An 18,446-nucleotide genomic window follows, 5' to 3' on the forward strand; every position below is an offset into this window, starting at 1 on the left:
GGCCGCGTGGCGTCAGAGTCCGATCTCCTGCCAGAGCCGGTCGACGCGCGTCTTCACGGCGGCATCCATCTCGATCGGGCGGCCCCATTCGCGGCTGGTCTCGCCCGGCCACTTGTTGGTCGCGTCGAGCCCCATCTTCGAACCGAGGCCGGCCACCGGCGATGCGAAGTCGAGATAGTCGATCGGCGTGCTGTCGACCATCACGGTGTCGCGCACGGGGTCGACGCGCGTCGTGATCGCCCAGATCACCTCCTTCCAGTCGCGGATGTTCACGTCCTCGTCGACGACCACGATGAACTTCGTGTACATGAACTGCCGCAGGAAGCTCCACACGCCGAACATCACGCGCTTCGCGTGGCCCGCGTAGCTCTTCTTCATCTGGACGATGGCCATCCGGTAGCTGCAGCCTTCGGGCGGCAGGTAGAAGTCGGTGATCTCCGTGAACTGCTTCTGCAGCAGCGGCACGAACACCTCGTTGAGCGCGACGCCGAGCACCGCGGGCTCGTCGGGCGGCTTGCCCGTGTAGGTCGAGTGGTAGATCGCGTCGCGGCGCATCGTGATGCGCTCGACGGTGAACACGGGGAACCACTCCTGCTCGTTGTAATAGCCGGTGTGGTCGCCGTACGGCCCTTCGAGCGCGTGCTCGTACGCGGCCGACGCGTTGCCGGCCGGGCGCGGCGGTGCCCCGGCCGGAGCGGGGGCGGGGGTGCCTTCCTGCGGATAAATGAAGCCTTCGAGCACGATCTCCGCGCGCGCGGGCACCTGCAGCGTGTCGACGCCGGGCGTCAGGCACTTCGCGAGCTCCGTGCGGCTGCCGCGCAGCAGGCCGGCGAACTGGTACTCGGACAGCGAATCGGGCACGGGCGTCACCGCGCCGAGCGTCGTGGCCGGATCGGCGCCGAGGACGACCGCGACCGGATACGGCTTGCCGGGGTTGCGCAGCGCGAATTCGCGGAAGTCGAGCGCGCCGCCGCGATGCGCGAGCCAGCGCATGATCAGCTTGTTGCGGCCGATCAGTTGCTGCCGGTAGATCCCGAGGTTCTGCCGCGACTTGTTCGGCCCGCGCGTGACCGTCAGGCCCCACGTGACGAGCGGCCCCGCGTCGCCGGGCCAGCAGGTCTGGATCGGCAGCCTGTTCAGGTCGACGTCGGCGCCTTCCCAGACGATCTCCTGGCAGGGCGGCGACGACACCGACTTCGGCGCCATGTCCCACACGGCCTTCGCGAGCGACAGCAGCTTGCCGGCATCCTTCAGGCTCTTCGGCGGATCGGGTTCCTTCAGCGCGGACAGCAGGCGCCCGAGATCGCGCAGCGAATCGAGCGCGGCGTCGTCGCCCGCGTCGACGCCCATCCCGAGCGCGACGCGGCGCGGCGTGCCGAACAGGTTGCCGAGCACCGGGAAATCGTAGCCGGTCGGTGCGTTGAACAGCAGCGCAGGGCCGCCGGCGCGCAGCACGCGGTCGCACAGCTCGGTCATTTCCAGCACGGGCGACACGGGCTGCGTGACGCGCCGCAGTTCGCCGAGCGCCTCGAGGCGCTGGATGAAATCGCGTAAGTCTTTGTATTTCATGAAGATGGTCCGGGCCACCCGGGTGGCGGGCAGCGATGGGCGGGCGCAGCGGCCGGCTGCGGCCCCGAATCGACCGACGATTTTACCCGCGCCGCCGCATGCCCGCCCGGCGGAGAAAAAAGTCGACCGCGCGCAAACCCCCTACGGCACGGGGCTCGCGATCTGAAGAGTGTCCGTAAATTACTTTTTGTTATAATTTCAAGGTTTTATAGTGTTGACGATCTATAAAACCCTGCTAGAATCCGCTCACATTGGCTGCAGGGTAAAAGGCTTCGAGCCGCCAATCACCGATCTTTGACGCAGCGCGTCACCGTCCGCCGATACCTGCACGGCGTATCCGACGGCCTTAGTCGTAGTCTCAGCCAGCGCCACCAGACGCTGGTTTTTTGCGTGGGTGCCACCGCGTATGCCCGCCTCGCCCAGTGTGCGAAGGTGCCGGCCCTCTTACACCGTGGCCTCGAACGGTACTTATACCGTTTCCCCGATGTCTGCACGTCCCAACCAAGGCGTGCGGCGTCGTGATTCCGCGGCGCGTTACCTGTCTCGCCATCGAGCTGAGCGAGCCGCACGAGTCATGTTCATGGGAGATGATCTGAATGAACGCTTGGTTATCGTGGCGTCCTAGTGAGCAGCATGCGCAATTCGTGCGCAGCATGCTGCGTCGCGGGACGCGTGTCAGTCACCATCTATTCAGCGTTGTCGGCTGTCTCGCGGTCGCGGTTGCACTCGCACTGTGGCTGCTGCCAACCGTGCGCGGCACGCTCGCCGCGAAGCTGATGCCGGTCGTATCCGCGGCCGTGCAAGCCGGCCCGGCCCGTCTGCTGACCGGCCATCCGCTGCCGAACTTCGCGCCCGCCGGCGCGCAGCCGCAGCAGGAAGACAGCCCTGAAACGGACGCGCTTGCGGTCGGCCTCGACGTCGCACCGGAAGCCAACGCGCAGGGCGATGCATCCGATCCGGCCCGCAACGGCCCGTCGCCCGTCGCGCTGGCGAAGCTGATCCCGACCCAGCGCGTGGCGGCCGATGCGCGTGACGACCGTGCGCTCGCGTCGAATCGCGAGCAGGCGCTGGTCGCGACCTACCTGTCGCGCCGTTACCGCGTCGCGCAGGAGCCGCTCGGCCAGCTCGTCAAGGCTGCGTTCCAGACCGGCCGTGACGTCGGCCTCGATCCGCTGCTGCTGCTGTCCGTGATGGCGATCGAATCGGGCTTCAACCCGTATGCCGAAAGCGGCGTCGGCGCGAAGGGCCTGATGCAGGTCATGTCGAAGGTTCATTCCGACAAGTTCGAGTATTTCGGCGGCACCGATACCGCACTGCAGCCGCTCGCGAACCTCCAGGTCGGCGCGCTCGTGCTGAAGGACTGCATTGCACGTGGCGGCTCGCTCGCGAACGGCCTGCGCCTGTACAACGGCTCGACGAACCCGGACGACACCGCATACGGCGCGAAGGTGATGGCCGAGCGCGGTCGCCTGCGCGACGTGTCGCACGGCCGCAGCGTGCCGGTCAACGCGCCGCAGGCGCCGGCGAAGCCGATCGTCACGGCCGCCGCCGTGACGGCGGCAGCGGGCGGCGCGAAGCGCGTGCATGCGACGCTCGAAACCACGACGTCGGCGAAGTCGACGGCATCGAAGGAAGCCGCGCCGCAGGACGACGCGAGCGTCGATACCGCGAAGTCGCACGGCGACCATTCGGAGCTCGGCGCGTAACGCACGACGGTAGCGCAGCACTGCACGGCTTCGGCCGGCAGGACATGAAAAAGGCACCCGATCAGGGTGCCTTTTGCTTTTTGCGGCGCGAGAAGCCGCCGGCGTGCCGGCCGAGGCCCAGTCGTGGCTCAGTGCTGCCCGAACAACGTCGCGAGCCGTTCGACCGCTTCCTCGAGCCGCGAGTAGGCCGTCGCATAGGACAGGCGGATATAGTCGCGCGGCGCATGGACACCGAAGTCCATGCCGGGCACCAGCACGACGCCCGCGTCGTGCAGCATTGCCGTCGTGAGCGCGGCGCTGTCGCCGGCCGCCGGGTGGGCGACGCCGCCGCAGTGCGCATACACATAGAACGCGCCGTCCGGCATCACGGGCACCGTGAAGCCGAGCCGTTCGAGCGCCGGTGCGATGAAATCGCGGCGGCGCTTGAATTCGAGCCGGCGCGCTTCGTAGATGTCGAGTGCGGCGGGCTCGAAGCAGGCGAGCGCCGCGTGCTGCGCGAGTGCGGACGGGCAGATGAACAGGTTCTGCGCCAGCTTCTCGAACGTGCCGACCAGCGCGGGCGGCACGACCAGCCAGCCGAGCCGCCAGCCCGTCATGCTGAAATACTTGGAGAAGCTGTTCACGGTGACGACGTCGTCGCCGAATGAAAGCGCCGACACGGGCGCCGCGTCGTAGCTGAGCCCCTGGTAGATCTCGTCGACGATCGTGAAACCGCCGCGTGCGCGCACGGCTTCGACGATCCGTTTCAGCTCGTCCGGTTCGAGCGACGTGCCGGTCGGGTTCGACGGCGATGCGAGCAGCACACCGCGAGTGCGGTCGCCCCAGCGCGTGCGGACGTCGTCCTCGGTGAGCTGGAAGCGCGCGTCCGGGCCGCTCGGCACGAGCACCGCGCGGCCTTCGGCCGCCGCGACGAAGTGCCGGTTGCACGGATACGACGGGTCGGGCATCAGCACCTCGTCGTCACGCCCGACGAGCGCGAGGCACGCGAGCAGCAGCGCAGCCGACGCGCCGGCCGTCACGACGATCCGCTCCGGGCTGATCGTGAGGCCGTAGGCACGCGCGTAGTGCGCGGCGATCGCCTCGCGCAGCGGTGCAATGCCGAGCGCGCTCGTATATTGCGTGACGCCGCGGCGCAGCGCGGCCGCAGCCGCTTCGACGACCGGCTCCGGCGCGGTGAAATCCGGCTCGCCGATGCCCATGTGGATAACATCGCGCCCGGAGGACTCGAGACGCTGTGCCTCCTTCATCAGTTCCATCACGTAGAAGGGCTGGATCGCGTCGACGCGTGCGGCGAGCTTGACGAGCGAATCGGTGGCGGTATTCATCGGGCGGGCAGGGGGAGGGGGCGTGACGAAAGAAAAAACGGGCGCATGCGCGCCCGTTCCGGACCAAACGGTATCAGCCGTTGCGGCGCGCCTGCGTTTCGGCGGGGCGCAGCTTCGCGGCGAGCTTGTCGAGCACGCCGTTCACGTACTTGTAGCCGTCGGAGCCGCCGAACGTCTTCGCGAGTTCGACGGCTTCGTTGATGATCACGCGGTACGGCGTTTCGACGTGGTGCGTGAGCTCGAACGTCGCGATGAGCAGCACCGCGCGTTCGACCGGCGACAACTGGTCGATCGGGCGGTCGAGCGACGGCGTCAGCGCTTCGACGAGCGTGGTGTGCTCGCGGATCACGCCGTGCAGGATCGCGTCGAGCAGCTCCTTGTCAGCCTTGTCGTAACCGAGCGCGCCGCGCAGTTGCGCGTCGATCTCGCCGGAGGACGCGTTCGACAGCAGCCACTGGTACAGCCCCTGCGTCGCCAGCTCGCGCGATTGTCGGCGGGCGCTCTTCTTCATGCGCGCTCCTCTTCGTCGTCTTCGTCTTCTTCTTCGTCCTCGTCGTCATCGCCGAGCTGGTCGAGCGCCATCGTCAGGTTGGCCATCTCGACGGCGACGCGTGCGGCGTCACGACCCTTTTCGGTCATGCGCGCGACGGCCTGCTCGTCGTTTTCGGTCGTCAGGACCGCGTTGGCGATCGGCAGGTTGAAGTCGAGGCCGATGCGGGTGATGCCCGCGCCGCTCTCGTTCGACACGAGTTCGAAGTGGTAGGTCTCGCCGCGAATCACCGCGCCGAGCGCGATCAGCGCGTCGAACTGGCCGCTTTCCGCGAGCTTCTGCAGCGCGAGCGGGATTTCCAGCGCGCCGGGCACCGACACGAGCAGCACGTCTTCACCGGTGACGCCGAGGCGTTCCAGTTCCTCGACGCACGCGTCGGCGAGGCCGTTGCACACCGGCTCGTTGAAGCGCGATTGCACGATGCCGATCCGCAGGCCGTCGCCTTCGAGATTCGGTTGGTATTGTCCGATTTCCATGATCTTGTCCGTGGTGTGGATGAACGGTTATAGGGCGAAAGCGCCGTGGCGGGTTACGCGTTGGACGCCGGGCAGGACTTGGCTTCGCCGCCGGGCATCGGAATGAAGCCCGTGACTTCCAGGCCGTAGCCGGACATGCTGCCCAGCTTGCGCGGATTCGACAGCACCTGCATCTTGCCGACGCCGACATCGCGCAGGATCTGCGCGCCGATGCCGAACGTCTTGAAATCGACCGGCCGGCGCTTCAGCACAGCGGCCTTTTCTTCCTCGTCGAACGCCTTGAAGACGTCGATCAGGTGTTCCTTCGTGTCACCGCAGTTGAGCAGCACGATCACGCCGAGGTCGCGCTCCGCGATCTCGCGCATCGCGGCGTCGAGCGTCCACGAGTGCGTCGACACGCCCGTTTCGAGCAGGTCGAGCACCGACAGCGGCTCGTGCACGCGCACCGGCGTATCGACGTCGGGCGCGGGCGCACCGCGCACCAGCGCGATGTGCGGCGAGCCGCTCGGCTGGTCGCGGTACAGCACCGCGCGGAACGTGCCGTGCGCGGTCTGCATCGTACGCTCGGCGATCCGCTCGATGATCGACTCGGTGCGGCTGCGGTACTGGATCAGGTCGGCGATCGTGCCGATCTTCAGGTTGTGCTCCTGCGCGAATTCGATCAGGTCGGGCAGGCGCGCCATCGTGCCGTCGTCCTTGATGATCTCGCAGATCACCGCGGCCGGCGTGAGGCCGGCGAGCGCGGTGAAGTCGCAACCGGCCTCGGTGTGGCCCGCGCGCACGAGCACGCCGCCCGGCTGCGCCATGATCGGGAACACGTGGCCCGGCTGCACGATGTGCTCGGGGCGCACGTCGTGCGCGACCGCCGTGGCGATCGTGTGCGCACGGTCGGCGGCCGAGATGCCGGTCGTCACGCCTTCGGCCGCTTCGATGCTGACCGTGAACGCGGTGCCGTACTGCGTGCCGTTGCGGTAGGTCATCAGCGGCAGGTGCAGCTGCTTGCAGCGTTCCTGCGTCAGCGTCAGGCAAACCAGGCCGCGGCCGTACTTGGCCATGAAGTTGATCGCTTCCGGTGTGACGAATTCGGCGGCGATCACGAGGTCGCCCTCGTTTTCGCGGTCTTCTTCGTCGACCAGGATCACCATCCGGCCGGCTTTCAGCTCGGCGATGATGTCGAGCGTGGAGGCGAGCGTCATAAGGGGGCGAGAAAGAGGAAAGTGCGTATTTTACGCCAGCCGGGCGGCGTTTCGGCTGGCAGGGGCCGCGCGCCGCCGGCAAGCGCTCCGGAAAGCGCCGCGGCCGGCCTGCGCGGCAGGCCTGGCCGGGCCCGCCGCAGGTTGCCTGCACGCGCGGTGGTAGGCCGGGCCTTGCCCGGCCGCGCGTCAGGCGTGCTGGTCGCGCCCGCCCAGGTAGTCGAGCTTGCCGAGCTCGACGCCGCTGTGGCGCAGGATGTCGTACGCGGTCGTCACGTGGAAGAAGAAATTGGGCAGCACGAAATTCAGCAGGTACGACTGGCCGGTGAACTCGATCGGGCCGACGCGCATCTTCAGCACGATCTGGCGCGTCTCGCTGCCGTCGATCTGCGCGGCGTCGAAGCTTTTCAGGTAGTCGATCGTCTTCTGGATGCGTGCGTGCAGTTCGTCGAAGGTCTGCTCGACGTCCGGATAGCTCGGGATCTCGGCGCCGGCGAGGCGGGCGGCGCAGCCCTTGGCCGTGTCGGTCGCAATATAGACCTGGCGGACGAGCGGCAGCATGTCCGGGTACAGGCGGGCGCCGACGAACACCGACGGATCGATCTGCTTTTCGGCCGCATGCGCCTGCGCCTTGCCGAGAATGTGCTGAAGATTGGTCAGGCCGCGGATCAGCACGGGCAGCGAAGCCTGGTACATCGAGATGGACATGGGGGCGACTCCTTGAGGAAGAGGGCGGCCGCTACGCGGCGCGTCGTGCATTGCGGTATCGAGACCGCTGTCGACGCATCTTAGCGCGACCGCATGACCCGTGCGCGTCGTTGGCCGTTCGGCCGATGGAGCCGGCGGGCGGGCCGGTGCGCGCGCAGCGCCTTCTCGAGGTTCACTTCGCCGGGCTGGGCGAGGCCGACCGTACGGTTCAGGCTTTCGCGCGACACGTCGACGTCGAACGCGGTGTCGCTCCTGTCGATCACCGTCATGCACGCGCCCTGGATCGCAATGCTGTCGCCCAGCGCGACATCGGCGAGGTCGAGGCCGCCGGCCAGCTCGGTCAGGCGCACGCCGGCGTCGGCCGACGCGCCGAGCGGCCGGATCGATTCGATACGGCCGCGACAATTCCGGTGAACATCGCGACGATCCCGTTCAGTGCGCGGCGTCCGTCGGCGTGAAGCGCGCGAGGATCCGCAGATCGTCGCCGACCCGCTCGACCCCGTGGAACGACAGCCGCGTGCGTGCGTCGAGGCTCGCCGGCGCGGCGAGGTCGAACATGCCGGCCGCATCGGCGCCCAGCAGGCTCGGTGCGAGATAGACGAGCAACTCGTCGACGCACTGTTCGCGCAGCAGCGAGCCGTTCAGCTTGTGGCCGGCCTCGACGTGCAGCTCGTTGACGCCGCGTGCGCCGAGCGCCGCCAGCATCGCGGGCAGGTCGACCTTGCCGTGCGCATTCGCGAGCGGCACGATTTCCGCGCCGCGCGCCTTCAGCACCTTCGCCCGCACTTCGCCCGCGGCGTCGAGCCGGCCGCAGAAGATCAGCAGCGGAGCGCCTTCGAGCAGCCGCGCGTCGAGCGGCAGGTCGAGGCGGCTGTCGACCAGGATGCGCTGCGGCTGGCGCGGCGTGTCGATCCCGCGCACGGTCAGCAGCGGGTTGTCCTCGCGCACGGTGCCGATGCCGGTCAGGATCGCGCAGGCGCGCGCGCGCCACGCATGCCCGTCGAGGCGCGCGGCCTCGCCGGTGATCCACTGGCTTTCGCCGGACGGCAGCGCGGTGCGGCCGTCGAGCGACGCGGCGGTCTTCATCCGCACCCACGGGCGGCCGCGTGTCATCCGCGACACGAAGCCGATGTTCAGTTCGCCGGCTTCATGCGCGAGCAGCCCGCAGCGTACGTCGATGCCGGCGTCGCGCAGCATCCCGAGGCCGCGCCCCGATACCTGCGGGTTCGGGTCTTCCATCGCGGCGACGACCTTCGCGACGCGCGCGTCGATCAGCGCGTTCGCGCACGGCGGCGTGCGGCCGAAATGGCTGCACGGTTCGAGCGTGACGTAGACGGTCGAGCCCGCGACGTCGTAGCCGCGCGCGCGCGCGTCCTTCAGCGCCTGGACCTCAGCGTGATCCTGGCCGGCCGGCTGCGTGAAGCCTTCGCCGATCACGTCGCCGTCCTTGACGATCACGCAGCCGACACGCGGGTTCGGCGCCGTCGTATACATGCCGCGCGCGGCGAGCGCGAGCGCACGCTGCATGTGGGCGAAATCGATATCCGAGAACATGCGCGCGGCCCCGGGTCAGGCAGCGAGTGCCGCGAAGGCGCGGCGCGCGGCCGCGAGCGTCGCGTCGATCACCGCGTCGTCGTGCGTGCTCGACACGAAGCCGGCCTCGTACGCGGACGGCGCGAAATACACGCCTTCGTCGAGCATCAGGTGGAAGAAGCGGTTGAAGCGCTCGGTGTCGCTCTTCGTGACTTCGGCGAAGCTGGTCGGCACGCGTTCGGCGAAGTAGAGGCCGAACATCGCGCCGATCGAGTCGGCCGCGAACGGCACGCCGGCCGCACGCGCTTCGGCCGCGAGGCCGTCGGCGAGACGCTTCGTCTGCGCGGTGAGCGCGTCGTAGAAGCCCGGCGCCTGGATCAGCTGCAGCGTCTTCAGCCCCGCGGCGACCGCGATCGGGTTGCCCGACAGCGTGCCGGCCTGGTAGACGCCGCCGAGCGGCGCGAGGTGGGCCATGATGTCGCGGCGGCCGCCGAACGCGGCAGCCGGCATCCCGCCGCCGATCACCTTGCCGAGGCAGGTGAGGTCGGCCGTGATCCCGTAGTACGCCTGCGCGCCGCCGAGCGCGACGCGGAACCCGCACATCACCTCGTCGAAGATCAGCACGGCGCCGTGCTTCGTGCACAGTGCGCGCAGCGCGTTGAGGAATTCCGGCGTGCCGCGCACGAGGTTCATGTTGCCCGCGACCGGCTCGACGATCACGGCGGCGATCTCGTCGCCGAACGCGCCGAACGCTTCCTCGAGCGCGGCGACGTTGTTGTATTCGAGGACGGTCGTGTGCTTCGCGATGTCGGCGGGCACGCCGGCCGACGTCGGGTTGCCGAACGTCAGCAGGCCCGAGCCGGCCTTCACGAGCAGGCTGTCCGCGTGGCCGTGGTAGCAGCCCTCGAACTTGACGATCCGGCTGCGGCCCGTGAAGCCGCGCGCGAGGCGCAGCGCGCTCATCGTGGCCTCGGTGCCGCTCGACACCATCCGCACCTGCTCGATCGACGGCACGAGCTTGCAGATTTCCTCGGCGATCTCGATCTCGGCTTCGGTCGGCGCGCCGAACGAGAAGCCGTCGGCGAGCACGTTCTGCACGGCCGACAGCACTTCAGGATGGACGTGGCCGACGATCATCGGGCCCCACGAGCCGATGTAGTCGATGTACTGCTTGCCGTCGGCATCCCAGAAATACGGGCCTTGCGCGCGCGCGACGAAGCGCGGCGTGCCGCCGACCGAACGGAATGCGCGCACCGGCGAGTTGACGCCGCCGGGAATGGTCTTCTGGGCGCGTTCGAAGAGGATCTGATTGTTGGACATGAGCGAAACCTGCGAGAGAAGGGCGCGGGGGCCTGTGCACGGGCCGCGGCGCCTGGGCGGAACGATCGTCCGATTGTACCGGAGACGCGCGCGGCGGGCCCGCGGCGCGGTCCGCGGCCTTTCGGCGCGTGCGGGGTTGCGCGGGCCTGGGCCGGAAAGGAGGGGCAGATGCGGCGCGGCGGCCGCTTCGGTTATCGCGGCGGTTTGCGCTTGCCGGTCAGCTCGGCCCAGCGTTTCTCGAGCGGGCCTTCGACCATCGGCTTGATCACGGTGCCGGAGCTTTGCGCATCCCAGGTCTGCACGGAATACGGATGCACGCGCAGCGCATCGCGTGGGATCACGACGTCCTGGTGCGCATCGACCAGCCAGTCGTATACGAAGTCGATGCACAGCCGGTAGCCACGCTTCGTCGCCGGATCGGGTACCTCGTACGGCGCGCGCGTCACGTAGCCGGAGCCGAACACGCCCTTGGGTTCCTTCGCGACACGGTGCAGGAACACGCGGTCGCCCGGCAGGACGCCGCGCGCGAAGCCGCAGCCCCACACGTCATGCACGGCCTCGCCGGCCTTCACGCGCGCGGCGACGTCGGGCAGTTCGGGCCACGGCCATTTCTTGGGGCTCCAGATCAACAGGAAAGCGGTCATCGGTTCGGTCGTGTGTCGAATTGAATGGATCAGACAATTGGCAGCGAGGCGCTGCAAGCTTAATCGAATCCTTGCTCGCGATCCCGCGCGGCGGGCGCCGTGCCGGTGTTTTTTCCGCCGGTCGCGCTCCGGGCCGGCGGCACTAAAAAAAGTTGCGCGTACAATCATGGGCCCGAGCGCGCCGTTCGCGGCGCGGTCTCCCGTCTTCACCACCACGCGCGCCCCGATGCGCGCGGCGCTTCATTCCGGATACCCATGTCTCACGTCGTCCGGCGCCGGCCCGATGCCCGGCTGATCCTGTTGCTCGGCGCGCTCGCCGCCTGCGGGCCGATCGCTACCGACATGTACCTGCCGAGCCTGCCGTCGATCGCCGACGGCTTCTCCGTCAGCCCCGGCGCCGCGCAGCGCACGCTGACGAGCTTCATGGCCGGCTTCTCGATCGGCATGCTGCTGTACGGCCCGCTGTCCGATACGTGGGGCCGCCGTCCCGTGCTGCTCGGCGGCATCGCGCTATTTACGCTCGCGAGCATCGGCTGCTTCGTGTCGAACTCGATCGACATGCTGATCCTCGTGCGCTTCCTGCAGGCGCTCGGCGCCGGCGCGGCGTCGGTGCTGTCACGTGCGATCGCGCGCGACGCGCACGAGCCGACCGACGCGGCGAAGGTGCTGTCGATGGTCGCGATCGTCACCGCGGTCGGGCCGCTGCTCGCGCCGCTGATCGGCGGGCAGATCCTGCGTTTCTCGGGCTGGCGCGGCGTGTTCGTCGTGCTGGCCGTGTTCGGCGCGGTGTGCGCGGCGACCGCGTACCTGCGCGTGCCCGAAACCTGGCCGAAGGAGCGGCGCAAGAGCGCGGCCGTGCTCGCGTCGTTCGCGTCGTACGGGCGCATCCTGTCCGATCCCGTCGCATGGGGGCACATGCTTTGCGGCGGGATGGCGTTCGCGTCGATGTTCTCGTACATCACCGCGACGCCGTTCGTGTACATCGAGTATTTCCACGTGTCGCCGCAGCACTACGGGCTGCTGTTCGGCCTGAACGTGGTCGGCATCATGATCGGCAACTTCACGAACACGCGGCTGGTCGGCCGCGTCGGTTCGCTGCGCATCATCGCGGCCGCGTCGCTGGTGAGCTGCATCGCGTCGCTCGCGGTCGCGCTCGTCGCGCTGACCGGGTGGGGCGGGCTATGGTCGATCGTCGTGTGCCTGTTCTTCGTCGTCGGCGTGGTCGGGATCCTGTCCGCGAACTGCACGACCGACCTCATGCATCGTTATCCGCACAATGCGGGCGCGTCGGCGGCCGTGTTCGGCGCGATGCAGCTGGCGCTCGGCGCGATCGCGAGCGTGGCGATCGGCGCGCTCGCGGACGGCACGCCGTTCGCGATGGGGGTGACGATCGGTGTTACGGGCGTGCTGTGTTTCGCCGGGCGCTGTCTCGTGCTGCGCTGGCACGGGCGGCCGGTGAAAGCGGGGGCGTGATCCTCCAGCCGGGCGGCGCCATGAAAAACGCCACCGCGCGCGATGCGCCGGTGGCGTTTTTCGTTGGGGGGCAGGAAGCGGCTTGCGCCGCGCCGTGCGTCAATCCCGCGCGACGTCCTTCGCCGCCGGCGACGCGCCATGGCTCAGCCAGTCGAGCACGTCGGCCGTTTCGTCGTCGCTCGCGCGTGCCTTTGCCTGGGCGACGGCCTCGGGCAGTTCGCCGTTCGTCGACGCCCGGCGGATCGCGACGCCGACCGCGAGGATGTCGATCATCAGCAGATGCAGGATCCGCGAGATCATCGACAGCTGCGATTCGCGCATCTCGATGTGGTCGGTCTCGAGCGCGACGGTCGCGCGCTTCGCGAGCGGCGTGTTGCTCGACGTGATCGCGATCACCTTCGCGCCGGCCTGCATCGCGACGTCGAGCACGCGCAGCAGCTCGGGCGCGCGTCCCGACTTCGACACCGCGACGATCACGTCGCCCTTGCCGAGCAGCGCGGCCGATGCGGCCTGCATGTACAGGTCGCCGTACGCGATCGTCGGGATCCCGAAGCGGAAGAACTTGTAGTGCGCGTCCTGCGCGACGATGTTCGAGTTGCCGAGCCCGTAGAACTCGATGCGCCGCGCGCCGTTCAGGATCTCGATCGCGTTCTCGACGTGCTCGAAGTTCAGGTGCTCGCGCAGCTGCAGGATCGCCGACACCGTGTTGTCGAGCACCTTTGCGCCGAAGTCGGTGGCCGTGTCGCCGAGATGCACCTGGCTGTGGCTCATCGGGATCGTGCCGGTGAGGCCGGTGGCGAGCTTCAGCTTGAAGTCGGACAAGCCCTGGCAGCCGAGCGAGCGGCAGAAGCGGATCACCGTCGGCTGGCTCACGTCGGCCTTGCGCGCGATGTCGACGATCGGGTCGTTGATGATCGAGCGCGGATGGTTCAGCGCGAGATCGGCGACGCGGCGCTCGGCCGGCGTCAGCGCGTCGCGCATCTGGCGGATCCGTTCGAACACGGCCGACGACGCACCGCCCGAGCGGTTCGACAACTGCTCCGCGAGGATCGCGGATACGCCGAGGAACGCAGGGTATTCGGCGGTGATCAGGTAGGTCGGGATGTTCTCGAGATAGTGCGTGAAGCGGCCCTTCGCCTCGAAGCGCGCGCGGAACGACGAGCGCGTGAACAGCTCGCCGAGCTTCAGCGCGACGCCGCCGCCGATGTACACGCCGCCGAGCGCGCCGAGCGTCAGCGCGACGCTGCCCGCGAACGCGCCGAGAATCCCGCAGAAGCATTCGACTGTCTCGAGCGCGAGCGCGTCGCCCGCATGCGCGCGCTCGACGATCTCGACCGTGTCGACGGTCGCGGCGACGCGCTTCTTGTCGCGCGCGGCGAGCGCGCGATAGATGATCTCCATGCCGGGGCCCGCACATACGCGTTCGAACGACACGTGCGGAAACTTCTTGCGCGCGTACTGCAGCACCAGATCCTCGCGCTCGTCCTGCGGCGCGAACGACGCGTGGCCGCCCTCGCTGCCGAGCGCGATCCAGCGGTCGTCGGCCGGAATCAGCCCCGACACGCCGAGCCCGGTGCCGGGCCCGAGCAGCCCGATCACGCTGTTCTGGCGGCGCGTGCCGCCGCCGACCTGCACGCGCTGCGCGTCGGTCAGGCCCGGCAGCGCCATGGCCAGCGCGGTGAAATCGTTGACGACGAGCAGCGTGTCGAAGCCGAGCGCGCGGCGCGTCGCCTCGATCGAGAAGCTCCAGTCGTGGTTGGTCATCGTGACCTGGTCGCCGTCGACCGGATTGGCGATCGCGATCGCCGCGTGGTTCACGCGGCTGATCTTCACGTCCTTCAGGTATTTGCGGATCGCGTCGGTGAGCGTCGGATAGTCGGCGCCGGGATACACGCGGATCTGCGTGATGTCGCCCGGCCCGGTTTCCAGCGCGAAACGCGCGTTGGTGCCGCCGACGTCCGCGAGCAGGCGCGGGCCGTCGGCATGCTGGCCCGCGACAACGGCCTTACTTTGCGCACCAGTAGACATCGAGCTGGGTCCCCTTGTCGTTGGCCAGTTGGGAAATCGCGTTCTTCTGCAGCGATGCGGCCGCGGCGTCGAGCACCGCGCGCTTGCGTTCGCCCGCGATCAGCAGGAACAGCCGGTCGACGCGCTTGAGCGCATCGAGCGAGAAGCTCACGCGCGCATGCGGCGCGGCGCCGGGATGCACGGCGACGAACCGCTCGGGCGTCGCGATCGCGTGATCCCATTCGGGCGCATCGGCGAAGATCGACGCGGTATGGCCGTCCTCGCCCATGCCGAGCACCGCGACGGTCGGCACGCGGTAGTCGGCGTTCGCGTTCAGCGCGGCGACATGCGCGTCGAGCGCGCTGCGCGTGTCGACGAGCGGCAGGAAGCGGGCAGGGGCCGCCGCGTGCTGCAGCAGCGTGTCGCGCACCAGGCGCGCGTTGCTGGCCGCGTCGTCCTCCGGCACCCAGCGGTCGTCGACCAGCGTCACGTCGACGCCGGCCCAGTCGAGCGCCGCGTGCGACAGCGTGTGCAGGAACGGGCGCGGGCTCGTGCCGCCGGACACCGCGAGCGTCGGGCGCGCGGGGCCGGCGAGCGCGGCGCGCAGCGCATCGCCGACGGCGCGCGCGAGCGCTTCGCTTTGCGCTTCCTGGGTGTCGAAAGCGTGGATCTCGATCACATCTCCTCCGGACTGCTTTGTCTGTTCAAATCGTACGAATCGTGGGGCACGTCGCCGCGTACGAAGGCGTGCGCGGTGACGTTTACATCAGTTCTCTTCTTCGAGCCAGCAGGTGTCGTGCTGCGCGAGCATCGCGCTCGCCGCGGCCGGTCCCCACGTGCCCGCCGCGTACGGCTTCGGCGGCTTCAGCGTGCGGGCCCATTCGTTCAGGATCGGTTCGACCCAGCGCCATGCGGCTTCCTGTTCGTCGCGGCGCACGAAGAGGGCGAGACGGCCGTTGATCACGTCGAGCAGCAGGCGCTGGTACGCCTCCATTTGCCCTTCCTTGAAGAACTGGTCGAACGCGAGGTCGAGGTGCACGCTCGCGAGGTTCATCCCTTCGCCCGGCTGCTTGGCGAGGCAGTACAGGCGGATCGTCTCGTTCGGCTGCAGCCGGATCACGAGGCGGTTCGAACCGGGACGCAACGCGGTGGGCCCAAGCGCCGAGTGCGGCACCGGGCGGAAATTGACGACGATCTCCGCGACGCGGTCGGCCAGACGCTTGCCGGTGCGCAGGAAGAACGGCACGCCGGCCCAGCGCCAGTTCTCGATCTCGACCTTCAGCGCGACGAAGGTTTCGGTCTGGCTGTCGGGCTTCACGCCCGGCTCGGTCGCGTAGGCGGGCACCTGCGCGCCCTTGATCACGCCCGCATGATACTGGCCGCGCACGGCCACCTTGCCGATGTCGCGCGGATCGACCGGCTTCAGCGCGCGCAGCACGCGCAGCTTCTCGTCGCGCACCGAATCCGAATCCATCGAATGCGGCGGCTCCATCGCGACGATCGACAGCAACTGCAGCAGGTGGTTCTGCACCATGTCGCGCAGCGCGCCCGTATTGTCGTAGAAATCGCCGCGTGCCTCGACGCCGAGCTCCTCGGCGATCGTGATCTGGATGCTCTCCACCCATTCGCGGCGCCACAGCGGCTCGAACAGCGCATTGCCGAAGCGCAGCGCGAGCAGGTTCTGCACGGGTTCCTTGCCGAGGTAGTGGTCGATCCGGTAGATCTGGCCTTCCGCGAAGATCTCGCCGACCGCGTCGTTGATCGCATTCGACGACTTCAGGTCGTAGCCGAGCGGCTTTTCGAGCACGATGCGCGAGCCTTCGTTCAGGCCGACCGACGCGAGCGCCTTGCAGATCGGCACGAACAGCGACGGGCCCGTCGCGAGATAGAACACGCGGATGCCGGGCAGCGATGCGATCGCGTCGCGCAGCACGACGTAGTCTTCCGCGCGGCCGAGGTCGAGCTTCACGTACTCGATGCGATCGAGGAAGGACTTCCACGCGGTTTCGTCGAGCGCCTTGCCGGCGGCTTTCTCCGCGTGCGGCTTCACGTGCGTGTCGACCCACTCGAGATAACCCGCGCGATCCGATTCGTGACGCGCCACGGCGACGATCCGGCCGCTCTCCGCCAGCATGTTCGCACGGTGCGCTTCGAACAGCGCGGGCAGGATCTTGCGCATCGACAGATCGCCGGTGCCGCCGAAAAGTACGAAGGTAAAGCTGGAATCGGTATGCATGTGTCTCCGCCGTGTTGGGGGTGCTGGGAAGCGATCCGTAGTGCGATAAAAATATTTTTGACACTGAATTGTAGTTTAACTACAATCCGCCGCAAGGGGTAGCACCTGGGTGAAGAAAAAAAGAAGTGCGGTCGATGAACTGCGCGAGCTTCGCCTTCGGGAACGCCTTGTGCCGAATGTTATCGGACATTGACGGCGCGCATCGTCGGCGCGCCGTCGGCCCCGGGCTCGCGCCGCAGCATCGCGGCGGGCCAGAAACACAAAGAGGAGACACGCCGTTGAATCTCGATTCACGCTTTCTGTAAGAGCCCGGCCGGTCATCGGCCCCGTACGCTGCATGCGTCCCGCGGCTCGATTTCCCCGTCGTTTATCAAGAAGCCGGTTCCCGGTCAGGGAACCTCACGAGTTGATTCAGTCTGGAGGAGATAAGTAATGAAAGTTCGCTCGATCATGGGCGCGCTCTGCGCGGCAGGTCTGATGGCTGGCGCCGTGGCGGCGCAGGCAGCCGAGAACGTAACGGTGCTGCACTGGTGGACCTCGGGCGGCGAGTCGAAGGCCGTCGGCGTGCTGAAGGACGACCTGCAGAAGCAGGGCTACGTGTGGAAGGACTTCGCGGTCGCGGGCGGCGCGGGCGCAGCGGCGATGACCGCGCTGAAGACCAAGGTGATCAGCGGCGACGCACCGTCGGCCGCGCAGATCAAGGGTCCGCTGATCCAGGACTGGGCCGACCAGGGCGTGCTCGTCAACATCGATTCCGCTGCCGGCGACTGGAAGCAGAACCTGCCGCCGGAAATCGACAAGATCATCAAGTACAAGGGCCACACCGTCGCGGCGCCGTTCTCGGTGCACCGCGTGAACTGGCTGTACATCAACAAGGCCGCGCTCGACAAGGTCGGCGCGAAGGTGCCGACCACCTGGCCTGAATTCTTCGCGGTGGCCGACAAGCTGAAGGCCGCGGGTATCCAGCCGGTCGCGATGGGCGGCCAGCCGTGGCAGGACCTGACGCTGTGGGAAGACGTCGTGCTGTCGCAGGGCCCGGCGTTCTACAAGAAGGCGCTGGTCGACCTCGACCAGGCGACGCTGACGTCGCCGCAGATGCTGTCCGTGTTCGACACGGTGCGCAAGATCCAGGGTTACTTCGATACCGGCCGTAACGGCCGCGACTGGAACCTCGCGACCGCGATGGTCATCAACGGCAAGGCCGGCATGCAGTTCATGGGCGATTGGGCGAAGGGCGAGTTCGAGAACGCCGGCAAGAAGGCGGGCAAGGACTACATCTGCGCGGCGGTGCCGGGCACGGCGAATGCGTATACGTTCAACGTCGACTCGTTCGTGTTCTTCCAGCAGAAGGGCGAGAAGGCCGCGACGCCGGGCCAGCTCGCGCTCGCGAAGACGATCATGACGCCGGACTTCCAGGAGCAGTTCAGCCTGCTGAAGGGTTCGGTGCCCGTGCGCCTCGGCGTGAAGATGGACAAGTTCGACGACTGCGCGAAGAAGTCGTACGCCGACGAGCAGACCGCGATCAAGTCGGGCGGCTTCGTGCCGTCGCTCGCACACGGGATGGCGCAGAGCGATGCGACCGCCGGCGCGATCACGGACGTCGTGACGAAGTTCATGAACTCGCAGCAGGATTCGAAGAGCGCGGTCGCCGCGCTCGCGAAGGCCGCGAAGGTCAAGTAACGCGCGACAGGCGCCCGGCCGGACAC

The 18,446-nt window shown here is 68.2% G+C and carries 16 protein-coding genes and 1 pseudogene; 4 read left to right on the forward strand and 13 right to left on the reverse strand.

Features of this window, described 5'->3' with window-relative positions; all coding sequences use genetic code 11:
• Nucleotides 1-12: 12 nt before the first annotated feature.
• Entirely contained in the window at nt 13-1,569 is a 1,557-nt protein-coding gene (locus tag APZ15_RS08430; RefSeq protein ID WP_027788135.1) for a UbiD family decarboxylase, read from the reverse strand.
• Between APZ15_RS08430 and APZ15_RS40800 the strand changes: the two genes are divergently transcribed.
• The gene (locus APZ15_RS40800) at nt 1,541-1,735 is read left to right on the forward strand and encodes a hypothetical protein (RefSeq protein WP_124535574.1); all 195 of its coding nucleotides are present in this window, start codon (nt 1,541-1,543) and stop codon (nt 1,733-1,735) included. The genes APZ15_RS08430 and APZ15_RS40800 overlap by 29 nt on opposite strands.
• A gap of 430 nt (nt 1,736-2,165) precedes the next feature.
• Complete coding sequence (locus tag APZ15_RS08435; protein WP_027788134.1) at nt 2,166-3,275, forward strand: lytic transglycosylase domain-containing protein; 1,110 nt, start codon at nt 2,166-2,168, stop codon at nt 3,273-3,275.
• A gap of 128 nt (nt 3,276-3,403) precedes the next feature.
• Here APZ15_RS08435 and APZ15_RS08440 read toward each other — a convergent pair whose 3' ends face one another.
• The 9 genes and pseudogenes from APZ15_RS08440 to APZ15_RS08480 form a co-directional block, all read right to left on the reverse strand.
• The gene (locus APZ15_RS08440; RefSeq protein WP_027788133.1) at nt 3,404-4,600 is read right to left on the reverse strand and encodes a pyridoxal phosphate-dependent aminotransferase; all 1,197 of its coding nucleotides are present in this window, start codon (nt 4,598-4,600) and stop codon (nt 3,404-3,406) included.
• Nucleotides 4,601-4,673: 73 nt separating this feature from the next.
• Entirely contained in the window at nt 4,674-5,111 is a 438-nt protein-coding gene (nusB, locus tag APZ15_RS08445) for a transcription antitermination factor NusB (RefSeq protein ID WP_027788132.1), read from the reverse strand.
• Entirely contained in the window at nt 5,108-5,626 is a 519-nt protein-coding gene (gene ribH / locus APZ15_RS08450; protein WP_011351235.1) for a 6,7-dimethyl-8-ribityllumazine synthase, read from the reverse strand. The genes nusB and ribH overlap by 4 nt, the downstream gene beginning before the upstream one ends.
• 53 nt (nt 5,627-5,679) lie before the next feature.
• Nucleotides 5,680-6,822, reverse strand: a complete 1,143-nt coding sequence (gene ribBA / locus APZ15_RS08455; RefSeq protein WP_027788131.1) for a bifunctional 3,4-dihydroxy-2-butanone-4-phosphate synthase/GTP cyclohydrolase II — start codon at nt 6,820-6,822, stop codon at nt 5,680-5,682.
• A gap of 186 nt (nt 6,823-7,008) precedes the next feature.
• Nucleotides 7,009-7,527 carry a DUF1993 domain-containing protein gene (locus APZ15_RS08460; RefSeq protein ID WP_027788130.1) on the reverse strand — a complete coding sequence of 173 codons (519 nt, stop codon included), beginning with the start codon at nt 7,525-7,527 and terminating at the stop codon, nt 7,009-7,011.
• Between the two features lie 146 nt (nt 7,528-7,673).
• Nucleotides 7,674-7,919 (reverse strand): annotated as a pseudogene (locus APZ15_RS08465) (riboflavin synthase family protein); the annotation flags it as partial.
• Between the two features lie 40 nt (nt 7,920-7,959).
• Nucleotides 7,960-9,081, reverse strand: a complete 1,122-nt coding sequence (gene ribD / locus APZ15_RS08470; protein ID WP_027788129.1) for a bifunctional diaminohydroxyphosphoribosylaminopyrimidine deaminase/5-amino-6-(5-phosphoribosylamino)uracil reductase RibD — start codon at nt 9,079-9,081, stop codon at nt 7,960-7,962.
• Between the two features lie 15 nt (nt 9,082-9,096).
• A complete protein-coding gene (hemL, locus tag APZ15_RS08475) occupies nt 9,097-10,380 on the reverse strand; it encodes a glutamate-1-semialdehyde 2,1-aminomutase (RefSeq protein WP_014897811.1) in 1,284 nt (427 codons plus the stop codon).
• 191 nt (nt 10,381-10,571) lie between these two features.
• Nucleotides 10,572-11,024 carry a hypothetical protein gene (locus tag APZ15_RS08480; protein WP_027788128.1) on the reverse strand — a complete coding sequence of 151 codons (453 nt, stop codon included), beginning with the start codon at nt 11,022-11,024 and terminating at the stop codon, nt 10,572-10,574.
• A 255-nt stretch (nt 11,025-11,279) separates the two neighbouring features.
• Between APZ15_RS08480 and APZ15_RS08485 the strand changes: the two genes are divergently transcribed.
• Nucleotides 11,280-12,497 carry a Bcr/CflA family multidrug efflux MFS transporter gene (locus tag APZ15_RS08485; protein WP_027788127.1) on the forward strand — a complete coding sequence of 406 codons (1,218 nt, stop codon included), beginning with the start codon at nt 11,280-11,282 and terminating at the stop codon, nt 12,495-12,497.
• Nucleotides 12,498-12,596: 99 nt separating this feature from the next.
• Here APZ15_RS08485 and APZ15_RS08490 read toward each other — a convergent pair whose 3' ends face one another.
• The 3 genes from APZ15_RS08490 to zwf form a co-directional block, all read right to left on the reverse strand.
• On the reverse strand, nt 12,597-14,525 hold the full coding sequence (locus APZ15_RS08490) for a bifunctional transcriptional regulator/glucokinase (RefSeq protein ID WP_027788126.1): 1,929 nt from the start codon (nt 14,523-14,525) through the stop codon (nt 12,597-12,599).
• The gene (pgl, locus tag APZ15_RS08495) at nt 14,503-15,183 is read right to left on the reverse strand and encodes a 6-phosphogluconolactonase (protein ID WP_027788125.1); all 681 of its coding nucleotides are present in this window, start codon (nt 15,181-15,183) and stop codon (nt 14,503-14,505) included. Before pgl ends, APZ15_RS08490 begins: the two co-directional genes overlap by 23 nt.
• Before the next feature lie 87 nt (nt 15,184-15,270).
• Nucleotides 15,271-16,740 carry a glucose-6-phosphate dehydrogenase gene (zwf, locus tag APZ15_RS08500; protein WP_027788124.1) on the reverse strand — a complete coding sequence of 490 codons (1,470 nt, stop codon included), beginning with the start codon at nt 16,738-16,740 and terminating at the stop codon, nt 15,271-15,273.
• Nucleotides 16,741-17,172: 432 nt separating this feature from the next.
• Here zwf and APZ15_RS08505 point away from each other — a divergent pair, with 432 nt between their 5' ends.
• Nucleotides 17,173-18,420, forward strand: coding sequence for an ABC transporter substrate-binding protein (locus APZ15_RS08505; protein WP_027788123.1), 1,248 nt, complete (start codon nt 17,173-17,175; stop codon nt 18,418-18,420).
• The last annotated feature ends 26 nt before the right edge of the window (nt 18,421-18,446 follow it).

This window comes from Burkholderia cepacia ATCC 25416, from assembly GCF_001411495.1.
GTDB lineage: Bacteria > Pseudomonadota > Gammaproteobacteria > Burkholderiales > Burkholderiaceae > Burkholderia > Burkholderia cepacia.